The organism is Gramella sp. Hel_I_59, from assembly GCF_006714895.1.
GTDB lineage: Bacteria > Bacteroidota > Bacteroidia > Flavobacteriales > Flavobacteriaceae > Christiangramia.
Genome location: NZ_VFME01000001.1, coordinates 151,479 through 175,950 on the forward strand (window position 1 = coordinate 151,479; position 24,472 = coordinate 175,950).

At 38.7% G+C, this 24,472-nt stretch carries 26 protein-coding genes; 10 read left to right on the top strand and 16 right to left on the bottom strand.

Annotation, left to right across the window (positions count from 1 at the left end; translation table 11 throughout):
* The first annotated feature begins 341 nt into the window (after positions 1 to 341).
* The 3 genes from JM79_RS00730 to JM79_RS00740 are packed head-to-tail and all read left to right on the top strand — an operon-like array spanning position 342 to position 3,155.
* On the top strand, positions 342 to 2,375 hold the full coding sequence (locus JM79_RS00730) for a PAS domain-containing protein (RefSeq protein WP_141876332.1): 2,034 nt from the start codon (positions 342 to 344) through the stop codon (positions 2,373 to 2,375).
* Positions 2,362 to 2,760 (top strand): response regulator, encoded by a 399-nt coding sequence (locus tag JM79_RS00735; protein ID WP_141876333.1) that lies wholly within the window; start codon positions 2,362 to 2,364, stop codon positions 2,758 to 2,760. The genes JM79_RS00730 and JM79_RS00735 overlap by 14 nt, the downstream gene beginning before the upstream one ends.
* Positions 2,760 to 3,155 (top strand): response regulator, encoded by a 396-nt coding sequence (locus JM79_RS00740; protein ID WP_141876334.1) that lies wholly within the window; start codon positions 2,760 to 2,762, stop codon positions 3,153 to 3,155. Before JM79_RS00735 ends, JM79_RS00740 begins: the two co-directional genes overlap by 1 nt.
* Before the next feature lie 192 nt (positions 3,156 to 3,347).
* Here JM79_RS00740 and JM79_RS00745 read toward each other — a convergent pair whose 3' ends face one another.
* The 12 genes from JM79_RS00745 to JM79_RS00800 form a co-directional block, all read right to left on the bottom strand.
* On the bottom strand, positions 3,348 to 3,539 hold the full coding sequence (locus tag JM79_RS00745) for a winged helix-turn-helix transcriptional regulator (RefSeq protein WP_141879142.1): 192 nt from the start codon (positions 3,537 to 3,539) through the stop codon (positions 3,348 to 3,350).
* 194 nt (positions 3,540 to 3,733) lie between these two features.
* A complete protein-coding gene (locus tag JM79_RS00750; RefSeq protein ID WP_141876335.1) occupies positions 3,734 to 4,108 on the bottom strand; it encodes a response regulator in 375 nt (124 codons plus the stop codon).
* A gap of 2 nt (positions 4,109 to 4,110) precedes the next feature.
* A complete protein-coding gene (locus JM79_RS00755; protein WP_347707216.1) occupies positions 4,111 to 6,462 on the bottom strand; it encodes a PAS domain-containing sensor histidine kinase in 2,352 nt (783 codons plus the stop codon).
* On the bottom strand, positions 6,444 to 6,719 hold the full coding sequence (locus JM79_RS00760; protein WP_141876337.1) for a hypothetical protein: 276 nt from the start codon (positions 6,717 to 6,719) through the stop codon (positions 6,444 to 6,446). The genes JM79_RS00755 and JM79_RS00760 overlap by 19 nt, the downstream gene beginning before the upstream one ends.
* 204 nt (positions 6,720 to 6,923) lie before the next feature.
* Complete coding sequence (locus JM79_RS00765; protein ID WP_141876338.1) at positions 6,924 to 7,625, bottom strand: sulfite exporter TauE/SafE family protein; 702 nt, start codon at positions 7,623 to 7,625, stop codon at positions 6,924 to 6,926.
* Positions 7,626 to 8,075: a FixH family protein gene (locus JM79_RS00770; protein WP_141876339.1), complete on the bottom strand. Its 450-nt coding sequence runs from the start codon at positions 8,073 to 8,075 to the stop codon at positions 7,626 to 7,628. It lies immediately after the preceding gene.
* Between the two features lie 12 nt (positions 8,076 to 8,087).
* Positions 8,088 to 9,509: a cytochrome c oxidase accessory protein CcoG gene (gene ccoG, locus JM79_RS00775; protein ID WP_141876340.1), complete on the bottom strand. Its 1,422-nt coding sequence runs from the start codon at positions 9,507 to 9,509 to the stop codon at positions 8,088 to 8,090.
* Between the two features lie 12 nt (positions 9,510 to 9,521).
* The gene (locus tag JM79_RS00780; RefSeq protein WP_141876341.1) at positions 9,522 to 10,478 is read right to left on the bottom strand and encodes a cbb3-type cytochrome c oxidase N-terminal domain-containing protein; all 957 of its coding nucleotides are present in this window, start codon (positions 10,476 to 10,478) and stop codon (positions 9,522 to 9,524) included.
* Complete coding sequence (locus tag JM79_RS00785; protein WP_141876342.1) at positions 10,475 to 10,687, bottom strand: CcoQ/FixQ family Cbb3-type cytochrome c oxidase assembly chaperone; 213 nt, start codon at positions 10,685 to 10,687, stop codon at positions 10,475 to 10,477. Before JM79_RS00785 ends, JM79_RS00780 begins: the two co-directional genes overlap by 4 nt.
* A 12-nt stretch (positions 10,688 to 10,699) precedes the next feature.
* A complete protein-coding gene (ccoN, locus tag JM79_RS00790) occupies positions 10,700 to 12,895 on the bottom strand; it encodes a cytochrome-c oxidase, cbb3-type subunit I (protein WP_141876343.1) in 2,196 nt (731 codons plus the stop codon).
* A gap of 2 nt (positions 12,896 to 12,897) precedes the next feature.
* A complete protein-coding gene (gene ccoS, locus JM79_RS00795; RefSeq protein WP_141876344.1) occupies positions 12,898 to 13,092 on the bottom strand; it encodes a cbb3-type cytochrome oxidase assembly protein CcoS in 195 nt (64 codons plus the stop codon).
* 78 nt (positions 13,093 to 13,170) lie between these two features.
* Positions 13,171 to 15,555 (bottom strand): heavy metal translocating P-type ATPase metal-binding domain-containing protein, encoded by a 2,385-nt coding sequence (locus JM79_RS00800; RefSeq protein WP_141876345.1) that lies wholly within the window; start codon positions 15,553 to 15,555, stop codon positions 13,171 to 13,173.
* A 200-nt stretch (positions 15,556 to 15,755) separates the two neighbouring features.
* Between JM79_RS00800 and JM79_RS00805 the strand changes: the two genes are divergently transcribed.
* From JM79_RS00805 to JM79_RS00830, 6 genes are all read left to right on the top strand, one after another.
* A complete protein-coding gene (locus JM79_RS00805; protein ID WP_141876346.1) occupies positions 15,756 to 16,334 on the top strand; it encodes a YceI family protein in 579 nt (192 codons plus the stop codon).
* A 25-nt stretch (positions 16,335 to 16,359) separates the two neighbouring features.
* On the top strand, positions 16,360 to 17,628 hold the full coding sequence (locus JM79_RS00810) for a hypothetical protein (protein ID WP_141876347.1): 1,269 nt from the start codon (positions 16,360 to 16,362) through the stop codon (positions 17,626 to 17,628).
* Positions 17,629 to 17,720: 92 nt separating this feature from the next.
* A complete protein-coding gene (locus JM79_RS00815; protein WP_141876348.1) occupies positions 17,721 to 18,287 on the top strand; it encodes a YceI family protein in 567 nt (188 codons plus the stop codon).
* Positions 18,288 to 18,347: 60 nt separating this feature from the next.
* A complete protein-coding gene (locus tag JM79_RS00820; protein ID WP_141876349.1) occupies positions 18,348 to 19,625 on the top strand; it encodes an acetyl-CoA hydrolase/transferase C-terminal domain-containing protein in 1,278 nt (425 codons plus the stop codon).
* A 202-nt stretch (positions 19,626 to 19,827) separates the two neighbouring features.
* Positions 19,828 to 20,112, top strand: a complete 285-nt coding sequence (locus tag JM79_RS00825) for a hypothetical protein (RefSeq protein WP_026913718.1) — start codon at positions 19,828 to 19,830, stop codon at positions 20,110 to 20,112.
* On the top strand, positions 20,113 to 20,508 hold the full coding sequence (locus JM79_RS00830; RefSeq protein WP_141876350.1) for a group III truncated hemoglobin: 396 nt from the start codon (positions 20,113 to 20,115) through the stop codon (positions 20,506 to 20,508).
* A 125-nt stretch (positions 20,509 to 20,633) separates the two neighbouring features.
* Here the strand turns inward: JM79_RS00830 and JM79_RS00835 are convergent, their stop codons facing one another.
* The 4 genes from JM79_RS00835 to JM79_RS00850 all read right to left on the bottom strand — a co-directional run bounded on the left by JM79_RS00835 (position 20,634) and on the right by JM79_RS00850 (position 24,095).
* Positions 20,634 to 21,401, bottom strand: coding sequence for a universal stress protein (locus tag JM79_RS00835; RefSeq protein ID WP_141876351.1), 768 nt, complete (start codon positions 21,399 to 21,401; stop codon positions 20,634 to 20,636).
* Positions 21,402 to 21,490: 89 nt separating this feature from the next.
* Positions 21,491 to 22,531, bottom strand: a complete 1,041-nt coding sequence (locus tag JM79_RS00840; protein WP_141876352.1) for a response regulator — start codon at positions 22,529 to 22,531, stop codon at positions 21,491 to 21,493.
* 24 nt (positions 22,532 to 22,555) lie between these two features.
* Entirely contained in the window at positions 22,556 to 23,806 is a 1,251-nt protein-coding gene (locus tag JM79_RS00845; RefSeq protein WP_141876353.1) for a PAS domain-containing sensor histidine kinase, read from the bottom strand.
* A gap of 64 nt (positions 23,807 to 23,870) precedes the next feature.
* Positions 23,871 to 24,095 (bottom strand): hypothetical protein, encoded by a 225-nt coding sequence (locus JM79_RS00850; protein ID WP_141876354.1) that lies wholly within the window; start codon positions 24,093 to 24,095, stop codon positions 23,871 to 23,873.
* A gap of 144 nt (positions 24,096 to 24,239) precedes the next feature.
* Between JM79_RS00850 and JM79_RS00855 the strand changes: the two genes are divergently transcribed.
* On the top strand, positions 24,240 to 24,470 hold the full coding sequence (locus tag JM79_RS00855; RefSeq protein WP_141876355.1) for an HPF/RaiA family ribosome-associated protein: 231 nt from the start codon (positions 24,240 to 24,242) through the stop codon (positions 24,468 to 24,470).
* Positions 24,471 to 24,472: the final 2 nt, after the last annotated feature.

Here is a 24,472-nt window from a genome sequence, read left to right on the forward strand (position 1 = left end):
GAATTAAAATCCCAGCTTTGCATCACCCTGAAAAACAGATAGATAAAATCTCTCCGTATCTCCAAAAATAGGCAATAAAAGGCTTCAAATCAATAGACTCGTTTTATATTTCAATTTAAGAATGCAACTTCTACTTCAGCAAAATGGTAATTTCAGGAAATTTGAATCTGTGTTTGTGGCGATACTTTCAAGTTGTTTCAAATCCTTTAAACCTCAGATTAGACATTTCCAATAATAATATTCAGAACTATAATTATTCATAGTAACAGAATTGAAGGTAGGGTTTTAAATAAATGTTTTAGTTTTAAGGTTCCAATGTACAGCCCCAACATTTGTAACCAATGAACAATATTCCCATTCCTGAGAATGACAAGAGAAGAAATCTCGAAGTCGAAAAATACAAACCACAGCAACAAATTGATGATGAAGATCTTGATTTTTTGAGCGCTATGGCTGCTGAGATTTGTGGTACTCCCAGCGCCCTGATCACTTTAATTGGCCAGAATACGCAATATATAAAGTCGGCTTATGGTATGGACCTTGAAACAAGAGAATTCCCGAGGGAGTTTACTTTTTGTGCTCATACTATTAGTTCACCAGAAGGATTTATGGTGGTAGAAGACGCACGTGAAGATCAAAGATTTAAAAATAATCCATTTGTAACGGGAGAAAGTCCAATTCTCTCTTACGCGGGTGTTTCACTTTCCAATTCTTCAGGATATTCTATAGGTTCTTTATGTACTATAGATTTTGAGCCTAAAAGCTTTTCCGAAGAACAAATAGAAAAGCTTCAAAAGGTGGCGAACCAGGTAATGAAGTCTATCGAACTCTCCCGAAAGACTAATGAGTTAAAACAGCTCAATGAAAACCTGCTCCGCGAGCAAACAAAATATAACTTTATTATTGAAGGTACCGAGACCTCAACCTTTGATTGGGATATCGTAAATGACCAGATGACCTTTAGTGATGTCTGGTTTAAGATCTCCGGGTATTCTCGAAGCGACTTCCCTAACCAGATGGTTGATGCATGGAGAACGATCGTACATCCTGACGACCTGCAGCAGCTTCAACAGCAAGTGCAGCTACATTTCGATGGAAAAAAGAAAAAATTTAGCAGCGAATTCAGAATAAAGCATAAGAATGGGGAGTATCTCTGGATATCCAGCCAGGGAAAGATCTTCGAAAGGGATGCCTCTGGAAGACCAACCAGAATGTATGGTCTACATCGTGATATTAGTGAAAAGAAAAAAGTTGATGTTGAGATTCTATTTAGAGAAAAACTGCTTGAATCTCTATACAATTTGTCTCCTTTAGGGATCGCCTTAAACGATTACGAAACTGGAGCTTTTATCGAAGTTAATAAGAGACTGGTAGAACCTACAGGTTACAGCCAGTCGGAATTTCTAAATCTCACCTATTTTGAGTTAACTCCGGAGGAATATCTGGAGATGGAGAAAGAGCAACTTAAAGAACTTGATGCTACAGGAAAGTATGGGCCTTACGAAAAGGAATATATAAGAAAGGATGGAACCAAATACCCGGTATTATTGAGAGGGGTTTTAGCCAAAGATCCTAATGGTAAGAAAATCATCTGGAGTTTTATCGAAGATATTTCAGAACAAAAGAGAAATGAAGAGTTACAGGAATTAAACCTTCAAAAGATCGAAAAGTTACTTTCCATTACCGAAAAACAAAACGACAGATTAAAAAATTTCGCGCATATAGTTTCTCATAATTTACGCTCTCACTCCAGTGGTATATCATTATTACTTGATTTCTTAAGTGAATCCAATCCGGAGATCAAAGTAGAAGAACCTTTCAAACATCTTAAAACAGCCTCAGGAAACCTGGAATCTACCATTCATGATCTTAATGATATTGTGAAAGTAAATGTTTCCGGACAGGAAGATTTCCAAATGGTGCAATTAAAAGCTGCAGTAGACAAAATCGTTGAAAGCGTTGAACCGCTTACAAAAGCCGGAAAGGTTGAGATAAGTGCTGATGTGCATGAATCGGTGAACATTTACGGATTAAGGGCCTATATTGAGAGTATCCTGCTGAACATGGTCACCAATGGGATCAAATATTCTTCGCCAGATAGAGATAGTATTATAAGGATTTCGGCTAAAGAAGATATTCAGGATAATCTGGTAATAATAGAGATCGAGGATAATGGAATTGGTATCGACCTGGATACTCACCGCAAGGATCTTTTCAAAATGTATAAGATCTTTCATAAACATGAGGACGCGAGAGGCGTAGGTTTATTCCTGGTCAAAAATCAAGTTGAAAATATGAACGGATCTATTGATATTGAAAGTACCGTAGATGTTGGAACAAAATTTATAATCAAATTACCAAATGAGCAAAATTAATCTAGCATGTCTAATAGAAGATGACCCGGTTCATATCTACCTTTCCAAGAGATACCTAGAATCATCGGGTTATATAGATAATATTCACATATATAATGATGGGAAAGAAGCTTATGAAGGGCTCAAAGGGGATTGGGAAAGCAAAAAAACACTTCCAGAGATCATTCTTTTAGATCTCACCATGCCGGTATGGGATGGATGGAAATTTTTAGATGAATTTACTAAATTACCTATTGAAAAGCAGATTACGATCTATATATTGACCAGTAGTATTAATGAGGCCGACAGGCAAAAGGCTTCTGGTTATAATGTAGTAAAAAATTACCTGGTGAAACCGATAACGATGCCGGCATTGGTGGAGCTAATTGAAAGAATGGAAGACTGATGGCGAATCCCAAATTTGATAGAATCTTTATAATTGATGATGAATCGATCATCAACTCGATACAAAAACTTTTTATTCAGGAATTCTTTCCTGAAAACTCTTTGGAAAGATATGATGATTCCAGCCTGGCGCTGGATAAGCTTACCAGCCTGGGTGATGAGGTCAATGAGGTCTTGATTTTCGTTGATCTCAACATGCCCATTCTTTCCGGGCAGCAATTACTGGACAAACTACAGGAATCCGGAATTCATTATAATGTAACGGTTTATGTACTTACTTTTTCCAATGATGTTGAAGAAGTAGAGAAAATCCGCTCGCATCCATATGTTCGGAAAGTAATTAGAAAACCGCTTACGAAAGATAAACTGGCAGAACTGGATATTACAAATTCTTAATACTGTTGCAGTACCTTAATTTCTAACTTATATAAGTTTACTTCTCTGTATAATATTGAGCCAGATGGCTTATACTCAATTGAAATAACATTTTAATATACTCCGTATCTCAAAGACCTTTATAGATTGCTCCGCTTGCCAGTATTTTCAAGAAAGGTTGAGAAGCTAAATACTATTTTGGATGTTCGGTGACTACATAGTCACCCAATTGGCAATGGTTTCAATTAACGGAATCAGAGTTTTTCCCCTTGCACTTAATGAATATTCCACTTTTAAAGGAGGTTTCTCATGATAAACAGCTCTATCTACGATTCCATCATCCTCGAGTTTTCGTAATTGAAGACTCAGTGTTCTCTCCGGCTCAAAGCGGATTTGGAAACCAATAGAACACTTCCCGAGATTATTCTTTTAGATCTCACCATGCCGGTATTGAGAATATCCTGGCCAACCACTGCAAGTTCAAAAACAGAATATGAGATTTTTTTCTTTTAAGACATATTTAAATTTAAAAAGCCGGCATTACTGCTGGCTTATCATTGGTCTTAAATTTATTAATTCCTTACGAAGTATTGTAAATGCTACTTTTTTCGAAGTTCTTCTACCTTCAAAATTAATTCGTTCACATCAAAAGGTTTTGAAAGGAAATCGTTCGCTCCAGCTCTTTTGCACTTAATATTTGAATCATGCAACGCAGACATCATCAATATTGGAACCTTAGCAATCTCCGGATCTATATTTCTCCTTATGCGTTTACAAATATCTGTTCCATTAACGCCAGACATTAGCATATCTAAAATGACGAGATTTACATTCTCCTGTAAGATTATTGCTTCAGCTTCTTCCGGTTTTTGAGAAACTGCCACCTCGTGGCCATTAAATTCCAGTACAAGCTGCATCATATCGCAAATACCAGGATCATCATCTATTACCAGAATCTTTTGTTTAGAAGCCATAGCTATTCTTTATAATCTTTCGAAACCTCATCCAGGCTAAACGTAAAAACTGAACCTTCACCTTTTTTACTTGCTACACTAATTTTACCATTGTGACGTCTAACTATTTCATTGGCGAGATAAAGACCAATTCCAAAACCAGAGTAAGTATCTTCATTCTTGAAATCTATCCGGTAGAAACGTTTAAAAATCTTTTTCTGATTCTCTTTATCAATTCCAATTCCGGAATCTATAACGCTTACAGCAACTTTATTGTTTCCTCTTTTTCTGATCTTTATTTCAATATCTGGACTGTCTGGAGAATATTTTATAGCGTTTGTCACCAGATTTATCAATACCTGCCCTATTCTGTCTTTATCTGCAAAAATATGACACTCATGATCCTGCGTTAATTTTATTTTCGAATTCGTATTTGTATAATTAATATCCTGGATGGTCTCTTCAACTAAATTATTTAGACTGAAGTTCTCTTTTTTAAGAATTAGCTTATTTTTTTCAATTCTTGAGAGATCCAGCATTTCCGAAATTAGCCTCGTAAGTCTTACAACCTGCTGATCTATTCTTTCCGGGGATTTTTCAAACGGAATTGAAGTGAAATTGTCATCTGTTTTATTTTTCAGAAGACTTAATAGTAATTGAACGTAACCTTTAATGGAAGTAACCGGAGTTTTAAGTTCATGACTTACCAGCTTTAAAAAATCTTCTTTACGTTTTTCTTCCGCTTTTATTTTCTGAATTTCGGTAGCGGTGCAAATCCACATTTGTATTTCACCTTTTTCGTCCCTTATTGCTTCGGCTCTATTTAAATGCCACCTGTATTTATTTTTTTTATTAAGATAGCGAACTTCCATTTCGAAGTCATTTCCGGTTTTTAAGGAATGCTTCCAGTTTTCATAATATTCATCCTTTTCTGAAGGATGTACGAAACTGTTTAAACCCTTCTTATCAAATTCGCTTTTGGATAAGTCAGTATAGTCCAGCCATCCCTGATTAAAATAAATTACATTTCCTTCAGGATCTATATTGTAAACCTTTTCCGGCATAAGATCTGCCATTTGTCTATACCTGGATTCACTGGCTTTTAAAAGTTCTTTAGACTCAACGATTTCTGAAACATCTACCGCCATATTCAAAATTCCATAAATTTCACCATTTTCATTTCTCAATGCTTTATAGGTGAAATTGAAATATCCAGTTTGCAATTTATCATCGATTACCAGCTCTACCAGATCTTCTTTACCCCAATAAGTTTCACCCGTAGTGTACACCTTTTGAAGCAGCTCATGAAACGGCTGACCTTCTAACTCTGGCAGAGCTTCATGCAACGTTGTACCAATTACAGACTTGTTTTTACCCCATAATGCTATCATGGCGTCATTGGCCATTTCAATTTTCATTTCGCGGCCGGTATAAAGTGCAGTTGCCACGTCTGCCTCTTCGATAATAGACCGTATGCGATGCTCTTTTTCCTTGATTAATTGCTCCTTGATTTTTTCTTCATTTACATCTATAACGGTACCAATCATACCTTCATAATCACCGCGGGAATTGAATTTAGGACTACCACTAACTAACACCCACCGGTATTCACCTCTAGAATTACGAAGTCTAAAACTTGAATGTATACTGCTTTTGTTTTCGTTAGCTTTGAAAAATTCGTGCTCTATTCTTTTTCTATCATCAGCATGAACTGCTTCCAACCAACCAAATTTGTCTGCCTGTTCTACGGTTTGGCCCGTAAATTCATACCATTTTTTATTTAAATAATGATTTTCCCCGCTTTCACTGGTTTGCCAAATAATAGCAGGAACTGTATCAATAAGATTTCTGAGTTCATTTTCGCTTTCCTCGAGCTTCTTCATCGCACCTACTTTTTCAGTAGTATCAACGCCAAGTACAAAAATTCCATTTACATCCCCGGAAGAATCCAATATTGGTTGATAAATGAAATCAAGGATTTTGGTATTTAATTTTTTCTCTTGATCTTCGAGAATTACAGGAATGGCATTGCCAATAAATGCTTTGCCAGTGTTATAAACATCGTCCAGCATTTCATAAAATCCCTGATCTTTAAGTTCTGGAAGGGCTTCCCGAACACTCTTGCCAACCATTTTCCTGTTCCCAACTATCTTAAGATAATTTTCATTTGCACGTTCAAAGATATGGTCGGGACCTCGAAGCACACAAATGATGGAAGGTGCCTGGGCGAAAATTTCATCAAAATTCTCCAGCCTGTTTTCCTTTAAAGAGAACGAAACAAGAAGTAATTGATCGTCTTCAATTTTACTGGCATTAACAAGGAATTTTTTAGGTTCCTGGGAAGGGAAGTCTAAAGTTAAATTACAGTTTTCAATTCAGCACTAAATTCTGCTTGCAGCGTAGTCGTTATTTTTTTAAAAATGTTTTTATCAGATTGGGAACCCGCAATGAATGACTGTTCATTTTCTAATTCCATTATCTTATAAAAACTTTGGTTTGCCCTTAGGAAACGAAAATTTTTATCCAATAACAATATTGGTTCCCGTACCGTTGTGGTTATAGAAAACGCAAGTGAATTGAGCTTTGATTCCTTATTATTTCTAATTTCTGAGTATTCAGACGTATCTGTCATGTAATTATTGTAGCAAAAATAAAACTGATAAAAAATTATGCAAAAGTAATCTATTTTCCTAGGACAAAAGAAATCTATTTTCTTGTAAATATGCTGATCTTCAGGAATATTGAAAGCCAGATTTGAGGAGACAAATACCAGTAACTACCCAAATTTTTTTTAATCCGAAGAGACCGTTATTTTGGTGTTATAAATAAATTACTGTTAATGACATGCCTGTACCGCTGTTACCTGTTCTGTTTGTTGTTTTGGAGAAACATACGGGATTCCCAGCCCCATTCCTCTAATGATAAATAGTATGGCGATGATGGCTATAAAAACAGGGATTAGCTTACGAATATATATCCTGTTTTTTACAGAAATCACGTTACTCAACCAGATCGCACTGGTCATCAACGGGATGTTTCCAATTCCAAAAATGACCATATATAAGCTACTGTATATTGCGCTACCACCCGCAACTGCTCCAAAAACTGCCATATATACGAGTCCGCAGGGTAAAAAACCATTCAGGAAACCAACTGTAAAATAAGTGTCTGGATTTTTCTTTTTCAATTCCTTACCAAGGTAGTTTTTCAGGTCCTTCACTACTTTGAAATTAGCATTTTCAGGATTGAATCTACCTAGTTTTTTCTTCGGAATAAGTACAAGAAACAGCATAATGATCCCGATAATGATAGATAATTGCTGTTGGAGGCCAAATAGAGACAGGCTTTTTCCGGCAATTCCAAATAACAGTCCTATGATTCCGTAGGAAAAAAGACGGCCAGCGTGATACAAAAAGATCTGCAGGAATTTCCTGAATTTATTTTCCCTGTCCAGAGGAAGCAAAAATGCTATAGGCCCGCACATACCAATACAATGGAAGCTTCCAAGTAATCCAAATATGAGCGCAGAAAACAACATTTAGTAGACTATTTCAGTTTTAAACATGAATTCCTTTTCGCTATTCTGCCAGGTGACCTTGATATTCCATCTCCCATTCACAAGTTGATCTGCCGGAATCTCGAATTCAGAACTTTTAATTTCAGAAAAGGGAATACTAAAATCAAGTTTCTTGTTGGAAGGTCTGTACAGGCTCACCATACCTACGGTCTTTTCCAGGTCAATCTCTTCAGGAAAAAGTACTATTAAACTATCACCCCTTCTTTCAAGGCTGATCTGTTCATTGAGCGCAAGGGCATTTTCCTGCGCATCTATATCCTGTTGATAATGCAACTCTGCCTTATAATAATCCTCTACCACAAGATCAAGGTCATAGTCTGAACTGCTCATCATGGTGACGACAAAGTACATAATGAAGCTAATGAATGCGAGCATTCCGATTACAATTCCGGTTCCCCAATTTATCTTCATAATTTCTAGTTTTTAGTGGTAACTCCTTGGTCCCAGAAACGTGGTACCGGTAGTTTCTATTAACTGTTCGCCGTTATAAACTTCGATAACGATCTTATCTTTTTCATTTTCCAGTGCTGCCTGGTTAATTTCCACGAACAATGTTCCTTCGGCCATACCGTTCGCAGGAATGCTCATGGATTTCCCTTTCACGGTATATATAGTTCCGGGATGCGACTTGATTTCAAACCTCACATTATCGTAATCCACAGAAGTTTTATTAATAAGTTTAAAGGTGTACACATTGCTAATGATATTGCCATCCTTATGTTCATAAAGCTGGCCGGGTAGCCTGAGAATATTGGCTTCCACATCACTTCTTAAAAACAACATGCCACTTAATACCGTAACGAGAATAAATAAAACCGCTGCATAACCTTTGATACGCGGAGTAAACCTGAATTTCTTTTGCTTTTCAATATTCTCTTCACTCGCATATCTAATCAATCCCTGCGGAAGATCCACCGCATCCATCATATGATTGCAAGCATCTATACAAGCTGTACAATTCACACATTCCAGCTGGGTTCCGTTTCGAATATCTATTCCAGTAGGGCAAACCTGCACACATTGAAAACAGTCTATACAGTCGCCTTTCCCGCTGGCTTCCCGATCTTCATTCTTTCTGAATTTCGCTCTACCCTCTACCTTTTCTCCACGTTTATGATCGTAGGCGACTACAATAGATTTATTGTCCAACAGAACACCCTGAAGCCTACCATATGGACAGGCTATGATACAAACCTGTTCTCTAAACCAGGCGAATACAAAATAGAAGATTCCGGTAAAAAGCAGCAAGGAGATCAAGGTGCTAAGATGTGCCTGCGGTCCTTCCTGTATGTAAAGAAGCAATCTATCACTCCCAATAAGGTAAGCCAGAAATACATTGGCGATAAGAAAGGAGATCACAAAGAATATGAACCATTTGGTTGCTTTTTTCCTGATCTTTTCAGCATTCCACCGCTGCTTGTCTAATCGTATCTGTTTGCCCCTGTCTCCTTCAATCCAATATTCAATTCTTCGGAAAACCATTTCCATAAAGATCGTTTGGGGACATATCCAGCCACAAAATATTCTTCCGAAGGCTACCGTAAATAAAACCACAAACACTACTCCTATCAACATCATAAGAACGAAGAGATAGAAATCCTGCGGCCAGAAAATTGTTCCGAAGATATTGAAGCGACGCTCCAGTACATTGAACATGAGAAATTGATTCCCATTGATCTTTAAAAAGGGAGCTGCAAAAAGTATCGCCAGTAAAAAATAACTTACCCACTGCCGATATTTATATAATATACCATCAGGTTTTTTGGGATACACCCAGGAACGTTTACCTTCCGAAGTAACCGTTCCTATACTGTCCCTAAACCTTTCGTGCTCCTCTTTTTCCAAAATATGTAGATTTTACTCTTCCTCGTAACTCATTTCTATTTCAAAAGAAGCGGAATCTATTGCTTCCACCTCAACCTCATCCACTCTCGCATCTGGATCTACCCATAGTTCCCCTTCAGGTTCTTTGGGATCTAAAGGAGTTGTTGAATGTAAGCTCAACACGTAACTCGCAACCTGCGCCATTTCTTCAGGTTTTAGATCGGTTTTCCAGGAAACCATCCCTTTCCCTGCACGTCCTCCTTCAGAAATTGTATTAAAGACATTCTTGATACCACCACCAAGGATCCAGTAAGAATCGGTTAGATTAGGACCAATTCCACCTCCACCATCAATCTTGTGACAGGCGGCACAATTTCCTGAGAAAATTGCTTTCCCGGCACTGATATCTTCATTCCCGGTAAGCAATTCAACAGTATTAGCATCAATAAGCCCTTTGGCATTTTCTTTATAAGCTTCCACGGCTGCTTTAGCTTCTGCAACCTCCGCCAGGTATTCCTCTTTTTGAGTAGCGCCATCGAAAACATGGTACCTGGCCAGGTAAATTCCGGCGAAAATTATACTGGCGTAAAAACCATAAAGCCACCAGGGTGGAAGGTTGTTATCCAGCTCTTTGATCCCATCATAATTATGATCAAGAATGATCTCATCTTCATTTTCAATTGGCTTTTTGTCTAGCAGCTTGTCGTAAGTTTCTTTGAACCAGGCAAAGCGATTCTTTTCCCTTACCGTCACGGCAGCATCGTAAGCTGCACGATCATCGGGCTTCAAAGACATATATAAGGTCTTGTCCAGGGCTGCAACCGAAACTTCGATGGCAATTGCTAAAAACAGGATCACTCCAAGAACAAGCCAGAAAATTGGATAGACTTCTAAAATAGATTTATCACCGGTTTCAATGGTCAGCTCTGCCAAAATGATCGCCAGCGCGATAAGTCCGCTAATTCTTAATACTGAAAATGTATTTCTCATGATTTATTATCTTTTACGATGATAGGCATCATTAGTTCATCTTCCTGTTCCAACGGAATATCACTTACCTTCTTGATATATTCCTTTTTAGCGGTAAACACCCACCAGAAGAGCGCGGTAAAAAAGATGAAGAATATAAGTAGTGAGATGATGGGATAGATCGCTACCCCTTCTATACTTTCCAGTGGACCTTTTACGAATTTCAACATGGTCTCAGGTTTTTAGTTAGTTGATACTTGTTTTAAATCTTCGGCTTTGATATCTGTTCCCAGTCGCTGCAGGTATGCAATAAGAGCTACGATCTCACGATCTCTCATTTCTGTGAACTCCTCGCCGTTCTCTGCGGCAAACTTTTTATCGGCCTCATAACTGTTGACAAAATCTGGATCCTGATAAAGATTCTTTTCAATTTGAGTTCCCTGTTCTGTCATCCATTGCTGAGCTCTTTCGATCTCCATATCTGTATAAGGCACTCCAAGAGTTTGCATCGCCCGCATTTTATCTTCAGTATCAGATTTGTCAAGTTCATCCTGAATTAGCCATGTATAGGAAGGCATGATAGAACCTGAAGAAGTACTTTGAGGATCATACATATGGTTAAGGTGCCAGTTATCTGAATATTTCATACCCACCCTATGAAGATCTGGTCCGGTTCTTTTACTTCCCCAAAGAAATGGGAAGTCATACCTGTATTCACCAGCTTTCGAATATTCTCCATAACGTTCTACCTCACTTCTAAAAGGTCGTACCATCTGCGAGTGACAGGAAACACAACCTTCCCGTATATAAAGATCCCGGCCTTCCAATTCCAGAGGTGTGTATGGTTTTACACTGGAAATTACCGGTACATATTCATCTACCATTAATGAAGGAACTATTTGCGCAATACCTCCAATAAGAATTGCGATGGTAGCAAAAATGGTAAGTTTTACGGGTCTTCTTTCAAGCCAGCTGTGGTAAGCTTCACCGGCAGTTCTTTTACTGGTCACCGGTTGCAATGCAGCAGCTTCAGCAAGTTCGTCTTCCACGGCACTACCCTGGCGTATCGTTTTTACAATATTATAAAGCATTACGAAAGCCCCTACGATGTATAAACTTCCACCGATAGCTCTCATCCAGTACATTGGAATAATTTGAGTTACTGTTTCGAGAAAGTTACCGTAGGTAAGGGTTCCGTCTGGATTGAACTGTTTCCACATAGAAGCCTGTACAAATCCCGCAACATACATTGGCAACGTGTAAATGATAATTCCCAGCGTTCCTATCCAGAAATGCGTGTTTGCCAGTTTAAGTGAGTATAGTTTTGTTTTGAACAATCTTGGTACCAGCCAGTAGATCATCCCGAAGGTCATAAATCCATTCCATGCTAGTGCTCCAACATGTACGTGTGCAATGATCCAGTCACTAAAGTGGGCGATGGCATTTACATTTTTAAGGGAAAGCATTGGACCTTCAAAAGTTGCCATTCCATACCCGGTAATTGCCACTACCATAAATTTTAATACAGGGTCTACTCTAACCTTATCCCAGGCTCCACGAAGCGTTAGCAAACCATTGATCATACCACCCCAGGATGGAAATAATAGCATTACAGAAAAGGCAACACCAAGATTCTGCGCCCAGTCTGGTAACGAAGTATATAGTAAATGGTGAGGTCCAGCCCAGATATAGATAAATATCAGCGACCAGAAGTGAATGATCGAAAGTCGGTAAGAATATACAGGACGATTTGCAGCCTTTGGAACAAAGTAATACATCAATCCAAGGAAAGGCGTGGTTAGGAAGAATGCCACGGCATTATGCCCGTACCACCATTGTACAAGGGCATCCTGAACGCCAGAGTAGAAAGAATAACTTTTAAAAGCAGATACCGGAATCTCAATATTATTAAAGATATGAAGTACAGCAACGGTTACGAACGTGGCAAGGTAAAACCAGATCGCCACATACAGGTGGCGCTGCCTCCTTTTGATCATCGTACCAATCAGGTTGGCACCAAACGCTACCCAGATCACGGCGATCGCAATATCAAAAGGCCATTCCAGCTCCGCATACTCTTTAGAGGAGGTATACCCCAAAGGCAGAGTGATCGCTGCTCCAATGATTATTAGCTGCCATCCCCAGAAGTTGATATTACTAAGGGCATCGCTCCACATTCTCGCCTTTAAAAGACGCTGGGTAGAATAGTATACCCCGGCAAAGATCGCATTCCCTACAAATGCAAAGATTACCGCGTTGGTATGCAGCGGCCTTAATCTACCAAAGCTAAGCCAGGGTATACCTTCGGTTATATTTGGAAAAATGAACATAAAAGCGAGCAGTAAGCCAACGCTCATACCAATAATGCCCCAGAACATGGTGGCAATGATGAATTTCTTTACGATCTTATTATCGTAATAGAATTGCTGTAGATCCATAATTAATTAAATTTCTCTTTATTGACGGGTTGATTTTCTTTCGCTGGAGATTTCACAAGTTCATCATCGAACAGCATTCGCACAGAGGGTGTATACACATCATCATACTGGCCTTTCCTGACTGAAACTATAAAGGCTACGAAAAAGATGATGGCCACCACAACACTAATAGCCAGTAACATGTAGATAATGCTCATTATTCTGTTAATCTGGGTGTAAAAGTATTCCGGGGAAAGGCTCTAAAAAATGACGATTGTCAGCTTTGAGATCTTATTTTATTTTTTAAGCTTTTTTGAGAGAATTTGAGTAGCCAGCGTTGTAAAGATCACGATGCTTATCGAGCTTAGCGGCATGAGGATCGCAGCGACCACGGGCATAAGATTCCCGGTGACCGCAAAGGCAAGTCCGGTAATATTATATACAAGGGATAGTATAAAGCTCGCCTGGATGATACTGACACCCTTTTTAGCCAGCTGAAAATAATCGGCCAAATTCGATAATATGGATGCATCCATCACGCCATCACATGCAGGGGAAAATACATTGATATCTTCTGAAACTGCAATTCCAATTTCACTTTGCGCAAGGGCTCCGGCATCATTCAAGCCATCTCCAACCATCATTACCTTGCGGCCACCATGCTGTAGTTGCCTGATGAACTCAAGCTTATCACCAGGCTTCTGGTTAAAATGTATTCCTGATTCAACAGGAAGTAAACTTTGCAAACGATCGCGCTCCCCTTCATTATCTCCGGAAAGTACAATGATGTATTTGTTCCTGGAAAGTTGCTGAAAAAGGCCAGACATTCCTTTTCTATAAGTATTTCTAAAACTGAAGCAACCTTTATATTGCGCATTCGAACTTATATGAACTGCAGTTTTCCCATTACTAATTTCTTCGGAATCACTTTCTCCGGTAAAACTTGCTGAGCCGATTTTTATACGATTTCCTTCAAAATCGCATTCAATTCCTGCGCCTACATATTCTTTATAACTATCGGGAGTTCGTATGCCGTGATGCTGAAGGATAGAATACAATGATCTACTTAATGGATGTGAAGAGGCTTTTAGACTACCACCCAGCATTTGAAGTTCTTTATCACTTAGTTCAAGTCCTTCATATTCAGCAGTGGTTTGTCCCGTCGTGGTGATCGTTCCTGTTTTATCAAAAACCACCGTATCAATCGCCGCCATTCTTTCTATTACCGAAGCGTCCTTTAAATAGATTCCTTTTTTCCCGAAGATTCTAAGCAGGTTACCAAGGGTAAAGGGCGCAGCGAGGGCGATCGCACAGGGACAGGCAATGATCAATACCGCAGTGAATACGTTCCATGCTTTTGTTGGATCTGCAAACAGCCAGAAGGTGGTAGCCAGGATTGCAATACTAAGCACGGCAATGGTAAAATTCTTACTGATTCTATTGGTAAGCGACTGGAAACCGAAAGATCTGTCTTTTTGAAATACCTCATTACTCCATAATTCAGTAAGATAGCTCTGCTCTACCGGCTTGAGAACCTTCAGTTTTATAATGCTGCCTTTCTGCCTTCCTCCGGCGTAGACCTTATCTCCTTCAGCTTTATTAACAAGGTCTGCTTCTCCGGTGACAAAACTATAGTCAATGTTTGCCTGTCCTTCAAGGATTTCAGCATCCATCGGGATAAGCTCTTCATTTCTAATGAGCACAGTATCGCCTTTCCTGATCTTATAGACCTGAACCTGTTCTTCAATTTGTTCTTCTTCAGAAGAAATTCGGGTAACAGCAATAGGAAAATATGATTTGTAATCTCTTTCAAAAGAAAGAAACGAATAGGTCTTTTGTTGAAAGAACTTTCCGAGGAGAAGGAAAAATACGAGTCCGCTAAGGCTATCGAAAAATCCTGTTCCCAGGTCAAGTACAATTTCTGCAGTACTTCTCACGAATAGCACAAAAATTCCCAGGGCAATGGGAACATCGATATTCAGAATTCCAGATCTAAGTCCTTTATAGGCAGAAATGAAATAATCCTTACCCGAATAAAATACCACCGGCAGTGAAAAACTGAACATCAACCAGCGAAACAAATATTTGAATTGATCCAGCCAGAATTCATTGATCTCAAAATATTCAGGAAATGAAAGAAACATGATATTTCCAAAAGCAAAACCAGCCACGCCGAGTTTATAGATCAGGCTTCGATCATGCTCAGATTCTTTTTTCTCAAAGTTGTCCAGTGAAATATTCGGTTCGTATCCAATCCTGCTAAGTAGTACTACCAGCTCTTTCAGGCTGATCTCTTCAGCAGTAAAACTCAGTCTGATCGTTTTCTTCGGAAAGTCTACCTGCGAACTTTTCACTCCGCTATGAAGTTTATGAAGGTTTTCAAGGATCCAGATACAGGAACTACAATGAATGGATGGAATACTGAATGATACTATTTGTGTTTTCTCATGATCGAATTCCAGAAGCCTGTCTACGATCTCTGCATTTTCGAGGTATTCATATTTATCCTCTTTTAGCTTTGGAGAAATTCCGGGTGCTTCCTGCAGATCATAATAATAGGAGAGATCATTACTATTTAAGATCTCGAAAACAGTCTTGCAACCGGCACAGCAAAATGATTTCTCATTATAGGTGATCAATTCCTCCAGGCAATCCTCGCCGCAATGAAAACATGATTCCATATCTCGCAAATAAAGTTAAGGCTGCAAAACTGCTCAATTTGATCTCCTTAAAATATGACGGGCGTCATTGAATACATTCTTTGCAACTATAAGGTTTTCGCTAGCTCAGGAGGTTTTGAAATATTTCAAAAGCTGACATTCATCATAATTTACTTCCTATCCCTACAGCATCTTTGTACAGATTTAAAAATGTAAATGATATGAGACCTTACAGCACTTTAATGATGTTCGCAGCAATACTCCTTATAAGTATTGGAGTAAATGCTCAATCCTACCAACTGAATAATGAAGCTTCCACTCTTAACATAGATGGAACCTCTAACATTCACGACTGGACCATCAAAGCCGAAAACACCGGCGGAAACCTAAGCCTGGATTTTGATGATTCCAGCCTGGAAGATATCAAACAACTGGAATTTACGGTAATGGCCAAAAGCCTGATGAGTGGAAAAAGCGGGATGGACAAGAATACCTATAAAGCTTTAAATACGAATAAACATAAGCAGATCACCTTCAAATTACAAGATGTACAGAGTATAGAGAAAGTATCCACTGGTATCTATAATGTAAAGACCACAGGAAGTTTGGAGATCGCAGGAACAAAACGAGATATAAAACTCGATTTCAAGCTAAAATCTTCATCCAACGCGATCACTCTTACAGGTGAGCATAAGCTTAACATGACCAGTTTTGGTGTGGAAGCCCCAACAGCAATGTTTGGAACCATCACCACAGGAGAAGATGTCGTTGTAAAATTCGAATCCCAATTCAATAACTAATAATTCAACCTTAAAATCAATAACTATGAAAACTTTCACTACATACCTAAGTATCGTATTAATGTCTCTCATGGCCATGCCAGCAATGGCTCAGACGCAACGTGATCTTGATAACTTCCGTTACCGTGACCAGAGAGGTATCAATCAATTTGAAGCTCCAAAGGATACCCTAACCACATTCGATGGTGTACATGTAAGAGTTGGTGGTGCTTCCACTATCCAGTTCCAGACTTTAAGCCAGGAAAATGACGGACCATTAGAACTGGTAGATCTTGGAAACAATTTCAACCTGGCAACAGCCAACCTGGACCTTGATGTAGCCCTATACGATGGGGTAAGAATGCACTTGAGAACTTACCTTTCTTCTCAACACCACAACGAAGCCTATGTAAAAGGAGGATATATCCAGGTGGATAAACTTAATTTCATTAGCGAAGGTTTTGCTGAAGATCTAATGGATCACGTACGAATCAAGATTGGTCACATGGAAAATAACTATGGTGATGCTCACTTTAGAAGAACAGATAATGCCATGTCTACTTACAACCCTTTTGTTGGTAACTACATCATGGATGCGTTTACTACTGAAGTTGGAGCAGAACTATATTACTTTGATGGTCCATGGTTAGGAATGGTTGGTATTACCAATGGTAAGCTAAATCAAAATGTATCTGATAAAGACCAAACCAGCCCTTCATTCCTTGCTAAATTAGGATTTGACAACCAGTTTTCTGAAAATGGAAGATTCAGACTTACAGGATCTGTATACCACAGTGCTCATAATGATGCCAGAGGAGTTTATCTTTACAGAGGTGACCGTGCCGGATCCAGATATTACGAAGTATTGAGTGATGTAGAAGGTGGTGGTGATGGTTTTAGAGGTGGTATGGTAGTACCGGATTTCAGAAACAAAATGACCTCTATCATGGTCAACCCATTCGTGAAAGTTGGCGGACTTGAATTCTTCGGAATCTTCGAAACAACTTCAGGTAGAGATGGTGGCCAGTCTGATAACAGAACCTACAACCAGTATAGTGGAGAGCTTCTTTACAGATTTGGAAACAATAATGATTTTCATATAGGTGGACGTTATGGTATGGTAGACGGGGAACTTAGCAGCGGTGAAGATATCGACGTGAATAGATTTCAACTTGCAGCAGGATGGTTCATGACCAAGAACATTCTAATGAAACTGGAATATGTAACCCAGGACTACGATGGGTATCCTGTTACAGACATTCACCACGGAGGAAAGTTTGATGGCCTGATGGTGGAGGCGGCAATAAGCTTCTAATCCAGAATTAATGCTTTTAAGGGTAGCATAATTAGACCATCAGGGACTAAATATGCTACCCTCTTTTACAATAACCTCAAAATTTTCTGATCATGAAACGACTTTTAATATGCATTGTGTTTGTGCTTTTTGGATGGTCTATCCAGGCTCAGAACGATTACGAAAAAGAAACGATCTGGCTGCTTCCAGACAGTGAATTGATCATCTCGGGAAGTACGAACGTGAATAAATTTCATTGCGAGTTCGATATAGACCTGATAATAGATAGCAAACAAGTGAAATTTCTGCATGAGCAGGATCTTATAAAGTTTTGTGATCTGCAGCTAAATTTGCTTACCAAAGGATTTGATTGCGGTAACAGAAAGATGAACTCAGATTTTCAGGATCTTTTAAAGAGCGATTCGCACCCAAAGATCGTGATCGATGTAGTGCAGGTTAGAAATTTAGCTTCAGAAGAACCCGTAGCAGATATTCGAGTAGAACTGGCTGGTCAAACCAACCATTACAAGGTGCCAGTTCAAATACATGAACATCGTTTTAAAGGAAAATTCAGTATGAATATTAGAGACTTTGGCCTCGTGCCTCCTAAAAAAGCGCTGGGTCTTATCATAGTCGATGAGCATATAGAGGTAGCTTTCGATTTGAAGTTAGCACGTTAGAATAGCTCTAAGATTTTCGTTAAATTATAATGTTGTCAAAATTTACCAAAACATAAAAAAATGAATGATCTAAAAATTGTATCAGCCCAGGATGCTGTAAAGGAAGTAAGATCTAACCAGAGAGTGTTCCTGCAGGGAGCTGCTATGACACCAAATATATTAATAGACGCACTTTGTGAGCGCTACCAGGACCTTAAGAATGTAGAAGTCATACAGATCCATACGGAAGGGAAAGCTCTTTATACGGAAGCTCCCTACCAGGATTCGTTTAAGACCAATAGTTGTTTTGTGGGTGGAAACGTTAGAAAAGCGGTGAATTCAGATTATGGAGCTTACATACCTATTTTCCTTAGTGAGATCCATGTGCTCTTCCGAAGAAATATTCTACCCATAGATTTTGCTTTTATCCAGGTTTCGCCGCCAGATAAGCATGGATATTGTTCTTTGGGTGTTTCCGTAGATATTACGCTACCTGCCATTCAAAATGCAAAGAAAGTCATCGCCCAGGTGAATCCTCATGTTCCAAGAACACATGGAGATGGAATTATACATATAAGTCAGATCGATGCTGCTATCGAGGTAAACCAGCCTATTCATGCTGCGCATCTTTCTGAACCTACTGAAATTGAGAAACAGATAGGGAGGCATGTGGCAGGTCTTGTAGAAGATGGCGCAACGCTACAAATGGGAATTGGAGGAATCCCGAATGTGGTGCTGAATAATCTTACCAATCATAAAAGACTGGGAATTCATACGGAAATGTTCTCAGACGGAATTTTACCACTCATCGAAAAAGGAGTTATCACCGGAGAGGAAAAAGAGATCAAAACCGGAAAACTGGTCACCTGTTTTGCGGTTGGTTCCCCTAAGTTATATGACTTTGTAGATGATAATCCACTGGTGCATTTTAAGGAAGCTGCTTACACCAATGATACGGCCATCATTAGGAGAAATCCAAAGGTGACTGCGATCAACTCGGCTATAGAAATTGACCTTACCGGGCAGGTTTGTGCAGATACCATTGGGAAGATTCAGTACTCGGGAGTGGGTGGACAAATGGACTTTATAAGAGGTGCTTCACTTTCTCATGGAGGAAAAGCGATTATTGCGATGCCTTCTATCACCAAAAATGGAGTTTCCAAGATAGTTCCATATCTAAAAGAAGGTGCCGGAGTGACCACCACCCGTGCCCATGTGCATTATATTGCTACTGAATATGGAGTGGTTGATCTTTTCGGGAAAAATTTAAAACAACGCGCCGAGGCATTAATCTCGATAGCACATCCAGATCACCAGGATGAATTAGCAATACAGGCTTTTGAGCGGTTGAACGCTTAAATTTAAATTGATTTCTATACTACCTTAAGCGGAACGAATTCATACTGAAATCGTTCCGCTACTTATTTTTTATCTGTCTATAACTGAAGTTCAATTACTTCAACAAGAATCTTTCAATGATTTAAGTGCTGTTTCATGACTGCGGTCATATTTTAAAAGTATGCCCGATCCTATTTTTACACCATCATTAAAACTAGAAATCATGACTTTTTATCAAAAACAACTTTCAGAATTTACAAGAGATTTTTACGCAGGAGCATCTACAGGAATCATAGTTTCAAGTTGTCTTGGATCTATTGCAGCCATGCTTATACTAATGAATGGTCACGGACTGGCAGATATGATCCAGCTTGGAATGATCGTAGTGGCCTGTATGTGGTACAATGCTTCAGTACTAGCACAGTTAAAAGCAAAGTTTGTTTTCAATTCCTTAATTATTAGCATATTAATGAGCACTACCTTTATTCTTATCAATATCTTTCAGTAGATGATGAAAGATGTAAAGGATCGAAAGGATATTCATAAACTGGTACTGGAATTTTACAGCAAAGTTCGAAAGAACGAGGAAATAGGTTACTTTTTCAACACGACCATCCAGGATTGGGAATCGCACCTGGAAAAGATCACCGATTTTTGGGAAAGTAACCTCTTTTTTACCGGTAGTTTTCAAGGAAATCCTGCCATCGCCCACGTAAAAGTTGACAGGGCACATCAAAATACCATTACCGAATATCACTTTGGTATCTGGCTAAACCTCTGGTTCCAAACCATAGATGAGCTTTATAGTGGAGAAATGGCATCCCGTCTTAAGAACAATGCCCGCAAAATGTCCACCCACCTCTTTCTAAGGATCTACCAGAGCAGGCAATCAAAAATTAAATAGCCGTACTTCTTATTTTCAAGCTGAATTATTCAGTCAATGCTGGATCTATCGGCTACACTTCATATTTAAATGGAAAACGGCAGTAATTGCCCGTATGAGGTTGACTAAAATGAGATTCAGAAGTATTAACCGTGGTATACGAAAATTGGTATCTCTACATTCATCTCTGCGGAAAATCCATGCCTTGAATGAAGCAATCTATCACAAATACTTAGGTTTTTTCCAACTACGAATATGATATGAAACTGTCTCTGAATTTCTCTGAATAGATCCCTGGTGAATGGTACGGGTGTTTCAAACGGAATATTCCTGTTATCCTGATTTGGATATTTTACATCCCCATCTTTGATTTCAAGTAGTGTAAATTGAGACGATTGTAAGAATTGAAGTTTGTCTAGAATATTTTTCTGTTCCTGAACTGCTAAAACAGCGGGATCTACTGGAAAAACCGTCTTTTCAGGTTTCTCATAAGTACATCCTCCAGGTACGGCAATAATATTGCACTTGATCTTTCTAACTACCTCATAAGCATGATCTCCAAGGATTGGATGGGCATGCTCATTCTGGCTTACTGCGCCAATAAAAATTAAGTCGATCTTTTTTTCTGTGAGCGCTTTTCTAATCGCACTAATAAGGTTTTCTGAAGACAGAATAAGATCGAATTTATGCAGTTTTGGTTTTGAATAATTACCAAGAAAATCCACGGTGCTTTGAAGAGCATCGAGCGTAGAAACCAGTTCCTTTTCAAGGCCTTTACTGGCAGATCTGTCAAAATTGAAATTGTGAATATTCAGAATATGAAAATTCACCTCCTTATCCTGAAGGAAATCTACCGCATATTTACCTGCATTGGTCGAGGTTTCTGAAAAATCGGTTAGTATTAGAACATTCATCTATCTTCACTTAATACAGCGAAATTAGGTGAAGTCCTTCTGCAAAAAAATGATGAAAATCAGTTCTTACAAATTTATTGAGCTAGTGATTATTTCACCATTTTCAAGGCCTGTGAATCCAGTAGTTTTATATTCCGACCCTCGATCTCAATAAGTCCTTCTTTTTTAAATTCTGAAAGTGTTCTTATTAAACTTTCCGGAGCCATTCCTGCAACTCCAGCCAGGTCTGCTCTTGAAATTCTGATACTTTTCAGCGGATGTTTTTCGATCCTTTCAGCAAATAAAAGAATAGTGTTGGCCGTTTTCTTTCTTACTGAGCCGTAGGCCATATCCATTAATTGCTTTTTTAGCTCAGACAGGTTGTTGTTCAAAACCTCAACAAGTTGCATCGTGATCCTGGGGTTTCCAGCAAGAATCTTTTGAAATTCCTCTCTCGAAACCGTATACAACTGAGTCTCTTCCATAGCGGTGGCATAATCTTCATAGGATGACTGAGGATCATTTGCGTGGTTTCCGAAAAAATCATCTTCCTTATACAGCTCGGTGATCAGCTCTTTTCCCTGGTTATCCAGGCGATGAGCCTTTACGATCCCGCGTTTAACGAGATAGAAATAATTCGCGTGTTTATCTTTCTCGTAAATAGTTTCTCCCTTTTTGAAATACTGGAGTTCCTGTTTTGAGAATAGTTCTCTAAGATCATTCAGGTCCTTCAGCTTCTCCTCATCCTCAGGCGTTTCCTCTTTGATATAAGATTTTAGAATAGCCACTTTTGCCAGCCTGCTTTCAATAGCACTTAACAACTCTTCTTCTTCAAAAGGTTTGGTCAAATAATCATCGGCGCCCAGGTCCATTCCTTTGCGAATATCCTTATGTTCGGTTTTTGCTGAAAGAAATATAAATGGAATGTTTAAAGTTGAAGGATTTTTACTGAGAGCTTCTAAAACTCCATAGCCGTCGATCTCTGGCATCATGATATCACAAATAATGATATCTGGAATTTCCTGCTTTGCGGTCTCGATTCCAAGTTTTCCATTAGATGCAGTGATCACATTGTAGTTGGAAAGTTCAAGCAATTCTGCCGTATTTTCCCGTACAGTGACATCATCTTCTATTAGCAACAATTTTTTCATAAGTCGGCTTAAAATTTTATCGGGTTAGGACTTATCCATAGGAACTTCTATGGTAAAGGTGGTCCCTTTATTTTCTTCACTTTCAAACTCGATCGTTCCTCCAAGATTCTCAAGATGAGTTTTCGCAATGTTCAACCCAATTCCTGTTCCCTGGTCCAGCAATGCATTTTCGGCTCTAAAATATCGTTCAAAAATATGTTTTTGATCTTTCTTCGGAATCCCCCTCCCCTGATCTTTAATTTTAAAAACGATTAGATCATCATGAAAATCGACGATAAATTGGATGGAAGTATTTTCCGGAGAATATTTGATCGCGTTCCCTAATAAATTGGAAAGGATCAATTCAAGGATCTTTTCATCCATAAAAAGCTCTACATCCTCTATATCTTTTGGATAAGAGATCTCCTGACCATCCTTAAGGGTAATATTCGCATTGTAAATGACTTCGTTAATAAGTCGCTTTAATCCGAATTTTGAATATTTGTACTGTCCTCTTCCACTATCCAGACGTTCAATGGAAAGAAAATCATTCAGAATATTATTAAGGTAATGAACCTTATTTCTAATGGTCACGAGATGCTTCTCGCGCTTGGGTTGTTGTTCTTCTTTGGTATATTTTTCAGCAAGAGTTGCAGAAGTAAGGATTCCGCTTAAAGGAGTTTTGAATTCGTGAGATACCAGGGACAGGAACTTTGTTTTTAGTTCATTAAGCTCTTTTTCTTTTTGCAGTGCATCTTTGATCTTTTTTTCAGCTTCTTTTCTGCGATTGATCTCTTCGCCCAGTTCAACGTTCAGGTTTTTGAGATCTTCTACACTTTCACTTAGTTCCCGGGTTCTGACTTCAATTTTCCCTTCAAGCTCAGTATTTAGCTCTCTAATTTGCCTTTGGGTTTCTTTACGGATCGTAATATCTATGATTAGCGACATCACATACCTTTCACCCTCGATCTCAAATGGATTAAGACCTGCTTCCACAGGAAAAAGTGAACCATCCTTTCGCACACCATAAAGATCACGACCGTGACCCATCTGGCGCTTTTCACTATTATCGATAAACTGGTCTACATGTTTATGGTGTACATGATGGTAATCTTTAGGTACCAGACGATCAAGATGTTGGTTCAATAATTCACCTTTCTGGTAACCAAACATTTCTTCAGCAGCCAGATTAGCCGCAACTACTATCTGACTTGAGTCGACTACAATGATACCTTCAGAAGCTGCCTGGAACAGTAAATTAAGAACATTCTTATTGTCGAAAAAGTTTTCCTGCAAAATGGGTTTCGTTTAAGATCACTAAGTTAAAATCTTTTTGATGATCCTCTAGAAAGTTGAAATCTTATTCGTCTAAACCCGGAGTATGATCCTCATACCCATCCTTGAAAGTTTTGCTGGTTCTATAATCATCGGTAAGGACTTTATAAACTGTAATGAGAAAAAGAGCCTGACCTGCGATCATAAGATAAAAAACCGGTGCAAAACTAATTCCTTTAGAAGCAAGTATGGTGAGAAGCAATAAGATCACACTGGTAATGATCAAAAAAGTGATGCCTGTAATTTTCATCGTTTTCTCTTTAATTTACAGATAATTAGAGGTAATGATTCTTAATATTTATCTAAAATGTTTGAGGATAGATTAATCAATTCATGATTTCTGTCATATTTTTTCATGGATGTATCTTTTAGCTTTACGTATCAGCCAAAAATTATGATGTTATGCTCAACCAGATACACTATAAAAATTCCTGAAAGTCCTGCACTTAGCAAATTTACGAACAGGAAATTAAATCTGCTTCGTCGAAGATATGATACCATACAGAATTTGCATGTTCATTTTAAGCTAGAAAACACCAGGCAGGGAAGTGCTAAGGTTTGCGAGATAGAATGCACAATTCCAGGCTCCAGCATTCATGCCAGTGCTACCAAGGGAATCTTTTGAAC

Coding starts and splice junctions, on each gene's coding strand:
- JM79_RS00730 (WP_141876332.1), top strand. CDS start 342: ATGAACAATATTCCCATTCCTGAGAATGACAAGAGAAGAAATCTCGAA.
- JM79_RS00850 (WP_141876354.1), bottom strand. CDS start 24,095: ATGAAAATTACAGGCATCACTTTTTTGATCATTACCAGTGTGATCTTA.
- JM79_RS00840 (WP_141876352.1), bottom strand. CDS start 22,531: ATGAAAAAATTGTTGCTAATAGAAGATGATGTCACTGTACGGGAAAAT.
- JM79_RS00810 (WP_141876347.1), top strand. CDS start 16,360: ATGAAAACTTTCACTACATACCTAAGTATCGTATTAATGTCTCTCATG.
- JM79_RS00750 (WP_141876335.1), bottom strand. CDS start 4,108: ATGGCTTCTAAACAAAAGATTCTGGTAATAGATGATGATCCTGGTATT.
- JM79_RS00825 (WP_026913718.1), top strand. CDS start 19,828: ATGACTTTTTATCAAAAACAACTTTCAGAATTTACAAGAGATTTTTAC.
- JM79_RS00735 (WP_141876333.1), top strand. CDS start 2,362: ATGAGCAAAATTAATCTAGCATGTCTAATAGAAGATGACCCGGTTCAT.
- JM79_RS00780 (WP_141876341.1), bottom strand. CDS start 10,478: ATGAGAAATACATTTTCAGTATTAAGAATTAGCGGACTTATCGCGCTG.
- JM79_RS00785 (WP_141876342.1), bottom strand. CDS start 10,687: ATGTTGAAATTCGTAAAAGGTCCACTGGAAAGTATAGAAGGGGTAGCG.
- JM79_RS00805 (WP_141876346.1), top strand. CDS start 15,756: ATGAGACCTTACAGCACTTTAATGATGTTCGCAGCAATACTCCTTATA.
- JM79_RS00800 (WP_141876345.1), bottom strand. CDS start 15,555: ATGGAATCATGTTTTCATTGCGGCGAGGATTGCCTGGAGGAATTGATC.
- JM79_RS00835 (WP_141876351.1), bottom strand. CDS start 21,401: ATGAATGTTCTAATACTAACCGATTTTTCAGAAACCTCGACCAATGCA.
- JM79_RS00760 (WP_141876337.1), bottom strand. CDS start 6,719: ATGACAGATACGTCTGAATACTCAGAAATTAGAAATAATAAGGAATCA.
- JM79_RS00765 (WP_141876338.1), bottom strand. CDS start 7,625: ATGTTGTTTTCTGCGCTCATATTTGGATTACTTGGAAGCTTCCATTGT.
- ccoN (WP_141876343.1), bottom strand. CDS start 12,895: ATGGATCTACAGCAATTCTATTACGATAATAAGATCGTAAAGAAATTC.
- JM79_RS00855 (WP_141876355.1), top strand. CDS start 24,240: ATGATGTTATGCTCAACCAGATACACTATAAAAATTCCTGAAAGTCCT.
- JM79_RS00815 (WP_141876348.1), top strand. CDS start 17,721: ATGAAACGACTTTTAATATGCATTGTGTTTGTGCTTTTTGGATGGTCT.
- JM79_RS00820 (WP_141876349.1), top strand. CDS start 18,348: ATGAATGATCTAAAAATTGTATCAGCCCAGGATGCTGTAAAGGAAGTA.
- JM79_RS00770 (WP_141876339.1), bottom strand. CDS start 8,075: ATGAAGATAAATTGGGGAACCGGAATTGTAATCGGAATGCTCGCATTC.
- ccoS (WP_141876344.1), bottom strand. CDS start 13,092: ATGAGCATTATCTACATGTTACTGGCTATTAGTGTTGTGGTGGCCATC.
- JM79_RS00830 (WP_141876350.1), top strand. CDS start 20,113: ATGATGAAAGATGTAAAGGATCGAAAGGATATTCATAAACTGGTACTG.
- JM79_RS00740 (WP_141876334.1), top strand. CDS start 2,760: ATGGCGAATCCCAAATTTGATAGAATCTTTATAATTGATGATGAATCG.